The following is a 15,492-nucleotide window of genomic DNA, read 5'->3' as shown; positions in this document are numbered from 1 at the left end:
TAGGAGGGAGAAGGATGGGTTTAGAGACATTTTTGAACAATTTACATTTTAATACCGACGAATCAACATCTTCGACTTGGGAGGTGGATTGGGAAGACGGTCCACTTTCATATAAGCTTTATCGGGACTTACCAGGAATTCCGTTATCTTCAGAAGTAACACTGACTCTTGAAAATCTCGAAGTATCAACAGAACCAAATCTTCGCGAAATCGGTCATTTTCTCTGGTACGTATTTGGGATTACGCAATTCTGTCAGTCAACCTTACCAACACCAGAAATAAATTTTATGCAGTCGTACCGGAGATTTGTTCCCTCGGGCGGAGGCTTATATCCAAATGAATTGTATATATATTTAAAGACAGAAAATGTGCCTGTTGGGATTTATCACTATGATGTAGCACACCACCGCTTAGTGTTAGTAAGAGAAGGTCATTTTGATTCCTATGTAACACGGGCTCTTGGAAATAGTTGTGACATATCCACTTGTTTTGGTGTTGTTTTTGTATCGACAATGTTTTGGAAAAACTTCTTTAAATACCATAACTTTTCTTATCGTCTGCAAGGATTGGATGCAGGCGTGTTAATCGGACAATTGCTGGAAGTGGAAAAAAAATTTGGATTCACATCCAGCGTGCATTTTCAATTTCTAGACCGGGCCATCAATCATTTACTTGGGTTATCCGAAAAAGAGGAGAGTGCGTATGCAGTAATCCCTCTATCGATAAATTTTGAAACCCAACAGTTTAATAATGAAGATGATGCTACGAATATAGAAGTCTCTGCTACTCAATTATGCGAAGAATTACCAGTTATTCATCATAATCACTATGTCCGATCACGAAAGATTGCGGAGTATCCGATGGTGATTCAAATGAATGAAGCATCTATGCTTGAATCTACGCAATTGTTTCAAAAAATCAAGAGTGAAACGAATAAAATGCGTGATGGTCAAGCGTTAGTTCTTCCACGTACAAAGCGAATGTCTTACGACTTAGCATCGGCGTGCCAAAATCGATTTTCACCGGACATGGATTTTACTTTTAGGAAAATGAGTCAAGAACAATTGACTCAGTTATTATATGAAGCAACTGCTTCCTTTGCCTATCAAAACGATTTGGGTGAAACGTACGAAGCACGCATGACTCGAGTCTCATTGTATGTATGTGTATTTGGCGTTGAAGGTATCCCAAACGGCGTTTATCATTATGACAGTAATGCTCATGCATTACGACAAATACAGCTTGGAGATTATCGACTTTTACTGCAAAGCGGATTGACATTCCACAATGTGAATCTATTCCAAGTGCCGCTTTGTCTACATGTAGTAGGGGATAAAAATCATCTCAAAACAGCACTTGGATATAGAGGATATCGCATTCAACAGATGGAAGCAGGCATCCTTGTACAAAAATTATTGTTAGCAGCCTCTGCCCTTGGGCTAGGAGGACACCCGCTTCTTGGGTTCGATGTTAACGTGTGTGATGAAATTTATAAGTTAAGTTCAGAAGAAAAAACGAGCCTAATCCAGATACCGATTGGTTTCCATCGTCAACGTCCTTGGTTGAAAGGGAGTTTACATTGTTAAATTGTTGCAAATTAAAAATAGCCTAGTTTATCCCGCCTTAACAGGCAGTAATACTCCCACCTCAAAATTTGACAAAAACATTGTCCAGCTCTAGCGGCTAGAATCTCCGGTCGTTTCGCCCCCCCTCGGACGAGGCAAAACGCGCCTCTCTGCCTTAGGCGCCGGCACCCTGCGATTCTGAGCGAGCCGCTTCCGCTTTTGGAGATAAACTACCCGTAAAATCCCGATTGGTGAGAGCTAATAATCAGTGGGGGATGAAGAAAATCTCCACTGATTAAAATTTCACTTTATAAGGAATCTCAGATCGCTTGCATTCAATTGAATGCAAGTTTTTTAATGTAATAAACACTCTATATGGGGGATAGCACCACATGCACATCAAGCCAAACTAAGATTATATAAGATTAATTTTAGTTGAAGCGGAGGTTAAATAAGCTCCATGATTGTGTGGCATAGAACAATTGTATACGATGCCTAAAATGTCAAAGACCATTGGCGTGACCATGATTTACCATTGACATTCCTCATAACTTTTTTAAGTTTCACATAATGTACAAAATTTAACTATTTGCACTATGGTAATATTAGTTATGTAATGATATTATTTTAAAACGTAACGGAGATGATAAAATATGACGACCTGGTTTATAGTTTCGTTGATTATTTTTGGTTTGATTAAAATAATAGTGACATCTATTCCAACCTCTGCTGTAGACTCATTTGTCAGCAAATTTGAATTGCATCCAACGCTTAATGACGCGAGTGTCACTGTAACGATCAACGGAAAACGCTTACAAGATGGAGAGAAAATTGAAGTTATTAATCATTTTAACGAAGCGTTATTTTTAGAGAAATATTACTTTCCTCCACAGAGCAGTGGGACTCCAGTAATAATTGATACTAAGAGGGGAAAAAAGGATGTTAGGTTTTCTGTATACAGCTATGACGATCACGTTGATGTGTTCAGACAATACAAGAAGAAAGTAGTCGCGTACAGCCTGCGTTCCGATGGCCTTCAAAAAAATTCTATGTTAGTAACGGGAGATGTAGTTTAAAAAGACCGTCAATGAGACGGTCTTTTTTTTAATTCCTTATAAATACTGATAAGTTAATTTTCTGCATTTTTACCAATCGTAAATGAATTGAATGATAGAAGAATTAGTTTTCATAGTTTGCAAGAAAAATTCACAATGGACCGTTCCAGTACTTTCATCCTTTTGCGGTATAACTTTCTTTAAATAAAAAAGCCTCAAAAACAGCAGTTTTTGAGGCTTTTGTTTCTTTAAATTAGAGGAATAAAATTTTTGTTTAAAAAATCTATTTTTATTAGCAGTATTTCTATAATGTTTAGGATAAGTGTTTAGCATCCTTTGTTACTTCTATTTTACTGTGAGCGTACTTTTTATGAAGCCACTCATAAATAATTGGAATGATAATAAAACTGTTAATTGTTGATGTAACCATTCCTCCTATAACCACGATACCTAATGTTTGAGAAATAACCGTATCCGCATTATGAGAAAATGCAAGTGGTAACAATGTTAGGATTGTTGCTGCTGCTGTCATTAAGATTGGTCTAATCCTTGAAAGGCTACCATTCAAAACAGCCTCTTTAATAGGCATTCCTTCTTTTCGGTTTCGTTCGATTTTGTCGATTAATACAATTCCGTTCGTTACCACGATTCCCGTCAACATAAGTACCCCAATTAAGGCTGCTAAGTTCCACTCCCCGCCAAATAGCACTAGTGCAACTACTACACCACTTAAGGCAAGAGGGATGCTGAGTAGTACAGCTAATGGAGCTCTCCAACCTTTAAATACTGATGAGATAATTAGTAACACTAACAAAATGGAGAACGCTATAGCAACAGACATATCAAAAATCATTTGTTTAACTTGTTCTGATATACCACCTATAGAATAACTTACACCATTCGGAAGCTTCATGTTTTGCAGTGTTTGATCCACTTGGTTTGAAACTTTGCTAATGTCATTTGAAGTAATTTGAGCTGTAACGGTAGAAAATGGTTGGCCATCTCGTTCACTGATTGTAGACGGAGATGCATCTTTTGTAATCGTTGCTAGCTGGTCAAATCTTACACTATTTCCGTCTTTCGTTTGGAACGTTTCAGCTCCTAATGAAGCCATTATATCACTTGCCGAAGCATTTATCTGAACCTTTGAATCCTGTCCAGAAGCAATTTGATCTAGATATACGTCTACTGGAAGGTTCTTGTGATCAATGGTAATCGTTGCATCCTTCGCCTGTGCCATATATCTGTTTACTACTTTTAGTATATCGGCAACATTCACACCTTGCTGTTCAATAGCTGAACGATTTAAAGTTACTTTATATTTTGGTAATCCATTCGTTAAATCTACTTTTCCATCTACGCTTAATCCAGGTATTTTTGCTAACTCTGTTCTTACCTTTTGAGCCGTTTGATCGAGTGTAACTTGGTCTGCACCAGTGAGCAATAGTTTCATTTGTGAATCATCACCGGAGATATTTTGACTAGTTACGGTATAGGCTACTTTATCGGAAAGATGTGGCAATTGAGATTGTAAATTTCGAATAACAGAATCTGCATCCTTATCATTTTTCAATGCAACAGAGAGATTCGCGACATTTGGACTTTGAATAAATCCTCCTCCTTGGTCGAACACATCATCACTTTGAGGAGTCATAGTGGAACCAAAGCTAGACGAATACGATTTCACCTTTGGATTTTCTTTTAAAGTTTGTTCCACTTTTTGAACTTCTGCATCTACCTCTGGTAACGTACTTCCTTTTGGTAATTCTACCTTAACGGCAATTTGACCAGATTTAGCACTTGGCAAAAAGTTAATAGGAAGGAAGGCAGCATAAATGGATGCGAACACAAAGATAATAACAGACCCAAATACCATTGTTTTTTTATGTTTTAAAGCAGATTGTAAAACCGGCTTCATCATTGGCTCTATGCTTACTGATTTTTTATTGGATGGAGCACCTTTCCAACCCATGAATGCTAAAGCTGGGATGACGAACATCGCAACAAAGAATGAAGTAATAAGCGCAATGACTACTGACCAGGCAAATCCACTGTAAGATGCACTGATCATACCTCCTACCATGGTGATCGGTATATATACTGCAATAGTTGTTAAAGTGGATGCGAGAATCGCAGGTAACATGTCCGTTACCGCAGATCCCAGTAATGAGAGTAAAGATTTCTCTTTTGATTCTTCTCTTTTACGGTACATGTTATCCAAAATAACAATCGAATCATCCACAATTCGTCCCATCGCTACAATCAAACCGGAAACTGTTAAAATATTTAACGTGATACCCATAGATTTTAATATCGCAGTTGTTGCCAATAGGGAAATCGGCAATGAGATTGCGATAAGCAAAGTGGATCGAACATTACGGAAAAAGAAAAATACACAGATCATGGAGAATAAACAGCCGAGTAATCCTTCTCGAACTAATCCGAATAAGGAACTGTTTAACTCCTGTTCGCGATCCAATAAGACTTGCATTGAAACGTCACCATTTTTAACCGAATCAAGATGTTGTACTCGGTTTTTTACCTGATCTGCTACGTCTGTAATATTAGCAGAAGGAGTTTTAATGACGTTTAGCACTACGCTAGCTTGACCATTTGTTCTAGACACGGTCTTCACATCATTTAAGGAATGAGAGATATCTGCAATCGCTGATAAAGGTACAGTTTTTCCTTCTGCATTTTTAACAGGTACATTTTTAATTTGTTGTTCATCTAGTGTTAACCCATCAAAGCTTACTGGAATGGATAATTGATTATTTTGCATTGTTCCTTTTGGTAAACTTGGAAGAGATGTAGCTAAAGATTTATTTACATCATCTAGCGTTAGTCCGTTTTTTGTTAAATCCTTCATGCGTACGTTTAATACAAATCCATCCTTTGCTCCGCCAAAGACGCTCACATCTGAAACACCTGGTACGGATTTGAGTTGTTTTACAATGTCTTGTTGTACGTTTGAGCGCAGTTCTTGTTCATTAAACTTAGAGCTTGTTAAGCTATACGTTAAAACAGGAAATGAACTTGTAGTGACTCTCGTCACAGTTGGTTTCGCTGTAACAGTAGGCGGTAACTGTGCATTTGCCAACGCTTTGTTTACTTCGTCTTCTGCTTTCTTCATGTCAAAATTCATAGGAAAATACAAACTCATAAACAAACCGCCATCATATGAGGTTGTTTCTACGTTCGTTAATCCGTCTGCAGTTTGTGCAGCACTCGCAAGTGGGTCTGTAATCTCTTTCTTGATTTGATCTGCTTGCTCCGCAGGAACACGCATACTTACTGTAAGAGTATTATTATTAATTCCTGGTAAGTAGTCGCGCTGCATTTGGAAAGCAGAAATGCCTCCCCAAGCCAATATAATGAGAGCACAAACAATCATTAATATGCCTCGTTGCATCGATCCCTCAACAATCTTTTTCATTCTCTTACCTCCTCGTTTCATTCATGTAAATAGAATCAATCACAAGTGACCAAAATAGAAAATATAACATTGCTCTAGTAATCAGAGGATCTATTACAGCCTATTTTTCTCATTTTTCTTAGTTAAGGCCTTTATAGCTATACTTAGCTAAAAAGGGGATATGTTCCGTTAATCTCTTATAAATGTAGAATACGACTTGTACTAACGGCTCCAATTTTTTGGAGAACTGCATAACCAATATGCTTGTCCCATATGAAACAAGGGCGCCGCCAATCACATCTGCAGGATAATGGACTCCGACAAATACGCGGGAAATGCCAACGATGATAGCCCATACCAATACGGGATACTTCCACGAATCGTTTCGTAGCAACAGCGTACATGCTATAGAAAATACTAATACCGAATGATCACTTACAAATGAAGAGTCAGAAGGATGCGGTATTAATTGATGAACATGATGTGCCACGAATGGACGTGGATGATAATAGACAAGGTGAAGGATTGCGTTTATGGACAATCCAAGTAAGCAAGAAAAGACAATGTATATAGCTGTATATTGCTTCTCTGCTCTTTTTTCTTTGTTTGCAGTAAACCATAGAAATAACATAAATGCGATTACGACATAAGGGACGCTATTAGTGATGAATATCATACCTCTATCTAGAAAAGAGGAGCGGCCGGCTAAATCGTTAATCCATTGAAATATTTCATAGTTCATATTGTTCAGCTCCTTATTTATAGGTTTTGGTGTCTTATGTAGGAAGATAAACGCAAGCTCACCAAAAACGTGTATTCTGAGTGTATCGTTGGAAGCTGAACATCCTATGAAAATTACATTAAAAATGGATTAAAAATGAAAAAGAACCGTGAGTTTAGTGCTATAGTAGTTTATAAATGAAAATAATAACAAAAAAAGAATGAGGCTCGGAGGAATGACATGGAACATTTTATTTCAATATTTCAGCATCACAGTTACATTATTTTATTCTCTGTTATTGCACTTGAACTGCTTGCGATTCCGATTTCGGCTGAATTCTTTATGAGTTATGCCGGATACTTTGTGTTTCAAGGGAAAATGGATTACACTTTGGCCATTCTGACAGCTATTGCGGCAGGAGGAGTCGGAATTACAGCTACATACTGGATCGGAAGGCTAGGAGGTTATAAACTGATAAAGAAATACGGGCGGTATATTCACCTTGGTCCTAAGAACTACAAAAAAACAGCCGCCTGGATGGAACGATCAGGCAGTAAGTTGTTGTTATTTGCTTATTTCATTCCTGGGGTTCGACACTTTACAGGATACGTATCCGGCATTTCTAGGATGCCGTATCGAACTTTTGTTGTTCCAGCATATATAGGGGCGAGTTTATGGGGATTTTCCTTTATTACACTAGGTAAAATATTAGGACCGCGCTGGCAGGACTTTCATAAATTGGCCGGTCGATATTTCATCTACATTATTCTTGTACTTGCTATCGTTATAGCAGGGTTACTAATTTACAAATTTTACAAAAATCAAATCAAAAACTTTTTCGTACGACTGCTTAATCGGCTTATTTCTTATTTTCGAACAATCCGAGCAACGGAAGTGTTTCTTATCAGTCTTACACTAGTCTTATTAGGAATGATAACCTTAATGCTCGGGCTTGCAGAAGATTATTTATATAATGAGTTTACTCAATTCAATGAGGTTACTATATATATTGTTCATTCGATACTTCAAACAGATTGGACAAGTATTATGAAAGGATTCCTATCGTTGCAGTCAGCTATCGCATATAGTGTTCTAATTATTATTACGATTTTAGCCATTTGGAGAAAAGGAAGGAATAGATGGCTTGAATATCTTTTACTCGTTATTACTCTACTTGGAGCACCTTTGTATCATGGTGCTGTTTTACACGGGCTGTCATATTTTCATTTTGTTGGAAAAGAAGCAGCGACTCATTTTTCTGCTTTCCCGGATGAAAAAGCAACGATCACCATCATCGTGTATGGCACCTGCTTATTTCTAATAGTACGCCACCTGAAGAATAAGTATATACAATTTATTGTCCCTCTTCTGGGTATCTTACTTTTACTATGTATAGCAATTGCAAACATTGCGTTTTCTCATATACTCCCAAGCGATATCGTGGGTGGATATGTATATGGCGGGGTGTGGATGTTCTTGAATTTCTTACTGTTTGAGATGCTGCGCCTTATAGTAAATAAACAAATTTAATGTCCCGTGCATACAAAACGTTTTCATGGGTAATATGTCAGACAATGAATGTAGAAAGAAGAGGAGATTATGAACAAACGTATTTTAGTTGTAGAGGATGAAGTACAAATAGCAAGAGTACTACAGTTAGAACTGGAGTATGAAGGATACGAAGTATTGGTAAAACATGATGGAAAATCAGGATTAGAAGTAGCTTTACAAGCAAATTTAGATCTAATCTTGCTTGATGTAATGTTACCAGAATTGAGTGGTATAGAAGTGTTACGACGATTAAGAAAGGCTGGTATCTATGTTCCAGTAATCCTTTTAACGGCCCGAAATACAACATTAGATAAAGTCATGGGCTTAGATCAAGGGGCAAATGATTATGTTACAAAACCGTTTGAAATGGAAGAACTTCTTGCGCGGGTACGTTCAAGCATTCGTTCGAACACTATGATTATAGATGGTGTCTCGTTGAATAAACAAACTTCTCTTTTATCCATTGCTGATTTATCGATAAATATGGATACGAGAGGAGTGACAAGAAACGGGAAATCCATTTCACTAACTCCTAAAGAGTATGATTTATTAGTATATCTACTTACGAATAAAAACAAGATAGTAACACGTGAAGGTATTCTTACACACGTATGGGGATATGAATACGAAGGCGAAACGAACGTAATCGATGTGTATATTCGACATCTTAGAAAGAAGATAGACGAGGAGTTTTCTTCTCCGTTAATTCATACAATCCGAGGAATAGGGTATTCCATAAGGGAGAAATAAGATGAAGATCACAACAAAAATTAATTTATTAACGACAGCTTGGCTACTTTGTATATTACTAATTATAAACGTTGTTGTATTTTTTTCTTTTATGAAAACAACTGTAAATATGGAAGAAGAAGTGCTGTTTCAAAAAGCGCATGATATTATACAAGAGCTTCATAAACAAAATACAACGACGCTAACAGAAGATACATTAAAATCATATTTAGTTACCCATTCTTTTATTCGGATTATAACCCCCGATTCTCATGTGATAAGCCAAGTCACAGATGATGAGCATTTAACTGATATAGAAGGGAAATTCTCTAAAAAATCCGAGTCACAACTATACAAAATTCGAGAGGAGCAAATCTTGATTACCCGTGTCCCTATAACTTCGCATAATCATGTTGTGGGTACCTTGGAAATTGGCGAGCGATTAACCGGACTGGAAACGAGAAAAGACATTTTATTATCTATTCTTGTTGCTTGTTCTGCTATTGCTACTATATTGTCTCTTCTTGGGGGAAGATGGTTGTCAAATATTATTATGCGACCTATTTCCAATATGATTAAAACGATGGAAGATATTGAACAAAGCGGTGTTCCAAAAACAATCGCTATTCATAAACAAACAAAGGATGAGCTTGAAAAATTGGCTACAGCTTTTAATCTTATGATAAAGAGGCTACAAGAAAACTCTGAAAAACAAAAACAATTTATTTCGGATGCCTCTCATGAACTAAAGACCCCTCTTACAGTCATTAGAAGTTATGCCAATTTAGTAAGAAGACGAGGTATCAAAAATGAAGAAATGACAATAGAAGCGATTGAGGCAATCCACTCAGAAGCAACTCGAATGCAAAGAATGACGGAATCATTACTGGATTTAGCAGCGTCAGAAAAAGAAACTGTTTTAGAAATAAAATCATCTGATTTAGTATCACTATGTCATAGCATTCTACAGCAATTCAAAGATGTTTATCGAAGAGAAATTACACTCCATTACGATCAAGCACCTATCATGGTTAAAATGGATGAGTTAAAGATCAAACAAGTTATCATCATATTGCTCGATAACGCTATCAAATATAGTTCTGACAAAATTGAAATTTTCCTAGAGAAGAATGAAGATTATGCTGTTATACGAGTAAGCGATTATGGTATCGGTATACCTAAGGAAGAAATAGAGTATATTTTTGAACGATTTTACCGGGTAGATAAAGCAAGGAGTCGAGAGACAGGAGGAACGGGATTAGGGCTAGCTATCGCAAAAAATATTATGAAACAGCATAAGGGAGAAATCAAGATACGAAGCGAGGAAGGAAAAGGAACCGATGTGGACTTGCTTTTACCCATTTCCTATATGAATGGATAAAGTAGTGAGACGAAAAATAAAAGTGAGGATAGATTTTGGGAATCTAAATCATCGTTTTATTCGGTTTTCTTGATTTCTATACTTTTTATATTTGGCCATTTCTCGGATGCGTCTCTAGTTTTTCAATACCGATTGTGATGTTGTCTAACTGTTTTGGTCAACGTCCTGTCCTCATTTCTAGATTTTGCGATCATTTAGATACAGTTTGTTTCATACGGACTTTACTACACCTTTACAGAAGGACGACAAAAAGTTTATTATATCCGAGGGACAGAGAAGTATAGTGATAGGTACCTTTAATGCTATAACGGATTTTCTGGAAAATATTTGAATATATAGTTGTTTGAAGTCAACATGATTAGTATGATTGCTGTAATCGCTGCATTATTGATGACAGGCATGTGTATTTAAGGAGGATTATTTTTACGAAATGAAATTGAAATTACAACTAACTCGCGCATTTTTTATTAGTCTCTTATGTGCTAGTGCATTTGGATTCATTGCGCTGCTTATAAGTGATAAGAGAATTGCTGGATTTGACAATACCATCATTTCTTTTATTCAAGGACTGGAATCTCCAACACTTACAAGTATCATGAAATTCTTTACTTTTATCGGGTCGGGATTGCCCGTTGTTTTTATTACGTTAGCTATAATCCTTTTTTTATATAAGGTTTTGCACCATCGAAGAGAATTGATTTTATTCGTATGGGTTGTTATTGGGTCAGCACTTCTAAATTGGATATTAAAGATGATATTTCACCGTGCTAGACCAACTATTCATCGCATTGTTGAAGCTAATGGATTCAGTTTTCCTAGTGGTCATTCGATGGCAGCATTTAGTTTGTACGGGATCGTCACTTTTTTGCTATGGCGACATGTGAAAAGTTCATTTGGCCGTATTATTTTAATTTTTATTGGCGCAACAATGATTATTGCTATTGGCGTAAGTCGTATATACTTAGGAGTTCATTATCCAAGTGATGTACTTGGAGGTTACTTAGCTAGCGGATCCTGGATTGCTGCTTCCATCTGGACTTATCAGTTATATGAAGAAAGACGTTATAGGGCAAAACAAGACTAACATTAAAGTCGTTAAAGATTTAACCAAAAGCTTCTTTGTTTTTTTAGAATTTTGATGACGGGATAAAACAATTAGATAATAAAAACCAGTACCTAATTTCATTTACCGTATTTTTACAATTAATAAAAAAACAAGAGAATAAATATGTGGATTAACTCCTAATCATTCAAATAGAGTAGAAAAGAGTAGTATAGGACATAATTACATTTGAAAAGACGTTAAGGAGATGATTCAAATGGAAAAACAACCTAACTTTAATAAAAAAACAAACATTAGAAAATTAAATACCGAGGAAAACGCTATTTACAGCGATCCAAAAGATGCAAGTAATATGCAACCAGTACCACAGCCGAAAGATTATGATGAAATAGAATATTAATCAATTAGCAAAAAGAAACCGAAACGATATTGTTTCGGTTTCTTTTTCATTTTACTATTCACTATAAGTCACTGAGAAAAAGAAGGAGAGTGTATATATTTCAGCTAGAGAAATGGAGTGAAACAAAATAAAAGATTTCATAGCTTACAAACAAAAAGAATGCTATTCTCTTTGTAGAGTATTTGAAATAATTTCCTTTTGTTTTTTATTTCTTTTGATTTTAGAGAAATGTAGCTAAATCTCTTCAAAACAAACGAAGAATTCTAAAATGGAGGCATAGGACTATGATTCAGTATAAAGATAATCACATAACCATCTTTCAAAGCGCTCTTTATCAAACAAACTCAGTTATTATAGAAACTGATAAATTGGTATTAGTTATAGATCCTACTTGGTTACCTAATGAAGTAAATACAATTCAGAACTATGTTTATAAAAATAAAAAACATAAAGACGTTTACTTACTTTTTACACATTCCGATTTTGATCATATTTTAGGTTACGGTGCATTTTCTCACGTCAAAGTAATTGCAAGTCAGAAATTAAAAGATAACCCCGACAAGCAATCAATTATCAATAGTATTAAAGATTTTGATGATTCCTATTATTTAACAAGAGAATATGAAATTAAGTTTCCAAATGTAGATATTTCAATTAGCAAAGAATATGAGGAATTAGAAATAGGAGACATAAAATTTTATTTTTATCAGGCTCCAGGCCATACTGAAGATGGCATTATTACAGTTATCGAACCATTTGGTATCGTAATAGCTGGAGACTACTTATCTAATGTAGAGTTTCCATATATTTATCATAGCAGTGACGACTATTTAACAACTTTAAAAAAATTTGAATCTATAATAAAGGAATATGATATTAATATTTTAATACCAGGACATGGAGAATTTACAAATGATAACACAGAGATGAAAAAGAGAATATCCGAGTCGATTGATTATATTTTACAAGTGAAACAGTTACTACTAGAAGACAAGCAAGAAGAAACATACGACCTCATAAAAAAATATAATTATCCAAAAGCAATGAAAAAATTTCATGATTATAATCTTACCTTGTTCAAAAAAGAGTTAGCATTATAAAGTCATTTCTTCTTTTGTCTCAAGCCATACAAAAAACACCCAAGAGTGATAAAAGGTGTTACTCTGTCTGTGCACTATCCTACAGAAAAACGAGTGAAAATCTAATAAATACTTGTATCATGTTTGACGATTAGACAGCTTAATTGAAAAAAGTGAAATTCGTTAAACTATCCTTACACGTGATGTGGCAGTCCCAAAATAATCATATTAGGTGACTGCTTTTCTGGTACTACTTCTAATTAGATGGGGGAAGAGAAAGAAAGACTAATGAACCAATGAGTTCAACTGAAATGCTAAAATCATCCTCAATTGTAATTTCTACACATGCAACTAACGGTAACGTAATGATGATTACGTTACCATCAATTGTAACCCCTGGTGAACATGTATTGTAGTCACTGATAGCAAGCTCTATGTCTGTATCTGGAACAATTAAAATTTCTAAACATATATTCATGCATTGCTCGAATGAATAAGCTATTGTAGACCTCTCCTTTCCAAATAACCCATACTTCATATGTAGATAGACACATAAAGTAGCGTTTATAAAAACAAGAATGAATAAAAAAGCGCTAGATATGATGCTTTTTGAAGGAAATTCTCTTACCATTCTATTTAAAGGTATGTCCTCTTGACTGGACAGGTTATCTATTTATAAAAAATAATGTGCGTAGTAAGAAAAAGCGTAAAAAAACACTATATAGGCTACTCTCTTTAAAATGAAGGACAACACCAATTCCTCCTAGCTGATTTGCTGTTCAGAAGTTACTTAGTTCGTAAGGATAGGGACAGGGAAAAAATCATCTTTACATAGGTAATTTATTGGAGGTTTTATCATCTCTGATGTGGAATAGAATCTTATCCATACATTACTAATTTTTTAGGGGGAATTGTAATGAATTTTAAGTTAGCCTCTGTAACACTAGCTACAGCTTTAGCATTCGGCGCTCTAGCAGGAAACAATGTGTCAGCACAAACAAAAACAACAACCAGCTCAGCTCAAACAGAAAAGAATTACTTGATTGCCTTTAAGAAAGATTTACCAAGCAATTATGAATCAATTATTTCGAATGCAGGTGGACAAGTTCTCCGCGCCATTCCTGCCATCGGTGCTTTAGAAGTAAAATCAAGCAACAATTCTTTTTTGGATAATTTGAAAGGAGTTTCTTCTATCCAAGCTGCGAATAAAGAGATTGTTCATACTTTAGATAAAGAAGAAATAAGTCCAGCAGCAGCAGACGGAAAGCCAGTAACCGATATCCCGCAGCCGGAAAATATAGACAGCTATTGGAAATATCAATGGGATATAAAAAATATAACGAATGACGGCGCATCCTATAAGATTAATGGAGGAACAGGAAAAGGAGCAACAGTCGGTGTAATTGACAGCGGTATTGATGCGAATCATCCTGATTTAATAAAAAACTATCGTGGCGGTCAGAACTTTGTACCAGCTGGTGTGGATGAAACTGAAACAGGTAATTCTGCTGATGTGAAGGATCGCGGGGGACATGGAACTCACGTAGCAGGCTCAATTGCTGCAAATGGTAAGTTAAAAGGGGTTGGACCGGATCTTAAAATTAAGGCATATCGCGTTTTTCCTGAATCCGGAAGTGCGCCAACAGCTTGGATTGTAGATGCTATTGTTGCGGCTGCAAATGATAAAGTAGACGTTATTAATATGTCTATTGGCGGATTTGATAGCTTGAAATACTATTCAAATGGACAAAAATATAGCGATATTGCTGATGTTCTTCTTTGGAAGCGTGCAATTGAGTATGCCGTACAAAAAAATGTAACAGTCGTGGCTGCAGCCGGAAACGAATCATTGAATATGAGTGATAAGAAAATGGTAACAGATTACTTAAATAAGGAATACGGCTCAGCTGACCTTATTTTCAAAGGGCCATCTGTTGAAACTCCTGGTCAAATTCCGGGTGTAGTCACTGTATCTTCTTCTAATCAATGGTCAACTGATAAAATTGCATTCTACTCTAATTATGGAAACAGTTTTATTGATGTAGCGGCACCAGGCGGTGATAACGGCCCTACATACGCTGAGACGGGAGATTTAAACCAGCGTGATTTCCATTATCGTGCATTAAGTACATGGCCGACATATTTGGCTCCATATTTCACTTCAAATCTGCATAGCTACGCTTTACTTCATGGGACATCAATGGCTTCGCCAAAAGTAGCGGGAATTGCAGGGGTTATTAAAGCAGCTCATCCAACATATTCTCCTGCACAAGTAGCAAACTTAATTAAACAAACATCAAAAGATTACGGTAAACCAGGACACGATGCTTTATTTGGAGATGGTGAGGCAAATATTTATAACGCGTTATTAAATAACAAAAAATAACAAAACATCTTGAGAGTTTTTAGTGTATTCATAAACTTCTCATGTAATGTTACTCCTTTAAAAAGTGCGTTTATTATATGTTAAAAGTCCAGTTGTAATCTTAATCAGGTTACAACTGGACTTTTTATGTCAGAATGAGTTTATTCA

General features: G+C 35.9%; 12 protein-coding genes. 9 read left to right on the top strand and 3 right to left on the bottom strand.

What is annotated here, in order from left to right:
• Positions 1 to 14: 14 nt before the first annotated feature.
• On the top strand, positions 15 to 1,586 hold the full coding sequence (locus WAX78_RS02410) for a SagB family peptide dehydrogenase (protein ID WP_336480698.1): 1,572 nt from the start codon (positions 15 to 17) through the stop codon (positions 1,584 to 1,586).
• Between the two features lie 632 nt (positions 1,587 to 2,218).
• Positions 2,219 to 2,641 (top strand): YfmQ family protein, encoded by a 423-nt coding sequence (locus tag WAX78_RS02405; RefSeq protein ID WP_336480697.1) that lies wholly within the window; start codon positions 2,219 to 2,221, stop codon positions 2,639 to 2,641.
• 292 nt (positions 2,642 to 2,933) lie between these two features.
• Here the strand turns inward: WAX78_RS02405 and WAX78_RS02400 are convergent, their stop codons facing one another.
• Together WAX78_RS02400 and WAX78_RS02395 are read right to left on the bottom strand one after the other, a co-directional pair.
• Positions 2,934 to 6,056: an efflux RND transporter permease subunit gene (locus tag WAX78_RS02400; protein WP_336480696.1), complete on the bottom strand. Its 3,123-nt coding sequence runs from the start codon at positions 6,054 to 6,056 to the stop codon at positions 2,934 to 2,936.
• A gap of 118 nt (positions 6,057 to 6,174) precedes the next feature.
• Positions 6,175 to 6,777 (bottom strand): undecaprenyl-diphosphatase, encoded by a 603-nt coding sequence (locus tag WAX78_RS02395; protein WP_336480695.1) that lies wholly within the window; start codon positions 6,775 to 6,777, stop codon positions 6,175 to 6,177.
• Between the two features lie 219 nt (positions 6,778 to 6,996).
• Here WAX78_RS02395 and WAX78_RS02390 point away from each other — a divergent pair, with 219 nt between their 5' ends.
• From WAX78_RS02390 to WAX78_RS02365, 6 genes are all read left to right on the top strand, one after another.
• A complete protein-coding gene (locus WAX78_RS02390; protein ID WP_336480694.1) occupies positions 6,997 to 8,286 on the top strand; it encodes a VTT domain-containing protein in 1,290 nt (429 codons plus the stop codon).
• A gap of 69 nt (positions 8,287 to 8,355) precedes the next feature.
• Positions 8,356 to 9,057: a response regulator transcription factor gene (locus WAX78_RS02385; protein ID WP_336480693.1), complete on the top strand. Its 702-nt coding sequence runs from the start codon at positions 8,356 to 8,358 to the stop codon at positions 9,055 to 9,057.
• A 1-nt stretch (position 9,058) separates the two neighbouring features.
• Positions 9,059 to 10,417 (top strand): HAMP domain-containing sensor histidine kinase, encoded by a 1,359-nt coding sequence (locus WAX78_RS02380; RefSeq protein WP_336480692.1) that lies wholly within the window; start codon positions 9,059 to 9,061, stop codon positions 10,415 to 10,417.
• A gap of 430 nt (positions 10,418 to 10,847) precedes the next feature.
• Complete coding sequence (locus tag WAX78_RS02375; protein ID WP_336480691.1) at positions 10,848 to 11,501, top strand: phosphatase PAP2 family protein; 654 nt, start codon at positions 10,848 to 10,850, stop codon at positions 11,499 to 11,501.
• Positions 11,502 to 11,736: 235 nt separating this feature from the next.
• Positions 11,737 to 11,880, top strand: a complete 144-nt coding sequence (locus WAX78_RS02370; RefSeq protein ID WP_336480690.1) for a hypothetical protein — start codon at positions 11,737 to 11,739, stop codon at positions 11,878 to 11,880.
• 284 nt (positions 11,881 to 12,164) lie between these two features.
• The gene (locus tag WAX78_RS02365) at positions 12,165 to 12,980 is read left to right on the top strand and encodes an MBL fold metallo-hydrolase (protein ID WP_336480689.1); all 816 of its coding nucleotides are present in this window, start codon (positions 12,165 to 12,167) and stop codon (positions 12,978 to 12,980) included.
• A gap of 235 nt (positions 12,981 to 13,215) precedes the next feature.
• On the opposite strand, the gene WAX78_RS02360 is transcribed toward WAX78_RS02365, so the two are convergent.
• A complete protein-coding gene (locus WAX78_RS02360) occupies positions 13,216 to 13,437 on the bottom strand; it encodes a hypothetical protein (protein ID WP_336480688.1) in 222 nt (73 codons plus the stop codon).
• Positions 13,438 to 13,875: 438 nt separating this feature from the next.
• Here WAX78_RS02360 and WAX78_RS02355 point away from each other — a divergent pair, with 438 nt between their 5' ends.
• The gene (locus WAX78_RS02355; RefSeq protein ID WP_336480687.1) at positions 13,876 to 15,345 is read left to right on the top strand and encodes a S8 family serine peptidase; all 1,470 of its coding nucleotides are present in this window, start codon (positions 13,876 to 13,878) and stop codon (positions 15,343 to 15,345) included.
• The last annotated feature ends 147 nt before the right edge of the window (positions 15,346 to 15,492 follow it).

It is taken from the genome of Bacillus yunxiaonensis, assembly GCF_037104695.1.
Classification (GTDB): domain Bacteria; phylum Bacillota; class Bacilli; order Bacillales; family Bacillaceae_G; genus Bacillus_A; species Bacillus_A yunxiaonensis.
The sequence above is the reverse complement of the archived record's forward strand: the minus strand, read 5'-3'. Positions and strand labels throughout refer to the sequence as shown.

Excerpts from the sequence above, each read along its gene's own strand:
- WAX78_RS02410 (WP_336480698.1), top strand. The coding sequence starts at position 15 with ATGGGTTTAGAGACATTTTTGAACAATTTACATTTTAATACCGACGAA.
- WAX78_RS02405 (WP_336480697.1), top strand. The coding sequence starts at position 2,219 with ATGACGACCTGGTTTATAGTTTCGTTGATTATTTTTGGTTTGATTAAA.
- WAX78_RS02400 (WP_336480696.1), bottom strand. The coding sequence starts at position 6,056 with ATGAAAAAGATTGTTGAGGGATCGATGCAACGAGGCATATTAATGATT.
- WAX78_RS02395 (WP_336480695.1), bottom strand. The coding sequence starts at position 6,777 with ATGAACTATGAAATATTTCAATGGATTAACGATTTAGCCGGCCGCTCC.
- WAX78_RS02390 (WP_336480694.1), top strand. The coding sequence starts at position 6,997 with ATGGAACATTTTATTTCAATATTTCAGCATCACAGTTACATTATTTTA.
- WAX78_RS02385 (WP_336480693.1), top strand. The coding sequence starts at position 8,356 with ATGAACAAACGTATTTTAGTTGTAGAGGATGAAGTACAAATAGCAAGA.
- WAX78_RS02380 (WP_336480692.1), top strand. The coding sequence starts at position 9,059 with ATGAAGATCACAACAAAAATTAATTTATTAACGACAGCTTGGCTACTT.
- WAX78_RS02375 (WP_336480691.1), top strand. The coding sequence starts at position 10,848 with ATGAAATTGAAATTACAACTAACTCGCGCATTTTTTATTAGTCTCTTA.
- WAX78_RS02370 (WP_336480690.1), top strand. The coding sequence starts at position 11,737 with ATGGAAAAACAACCTAACTTTAATAAAAAAACAAACATTAGAAAATTA.
- WAX78_RS02365 (WP_336480689.1), top strand. The coding sequence starts at position 12,165 with ATGATTCAGTATAAAGATAATCACATAACCATCTTTCAAAGCGCTCTT.
- WAX78_RS02360 (WP_336480688.1), bottom strand. The coding sequence starts at position 13,437 with ATGAATATATGTTTAGAAATTTTAATTGTTCCAGATACAGACATAGAG.
- WAX78_RS02355 (WP_336480687.1), top strand. The coding sequence starts at position 13,876 with ATGAATTTTAAGTTAGCCTCTGTAACACTAGCTACAGCTTTAGCATTC.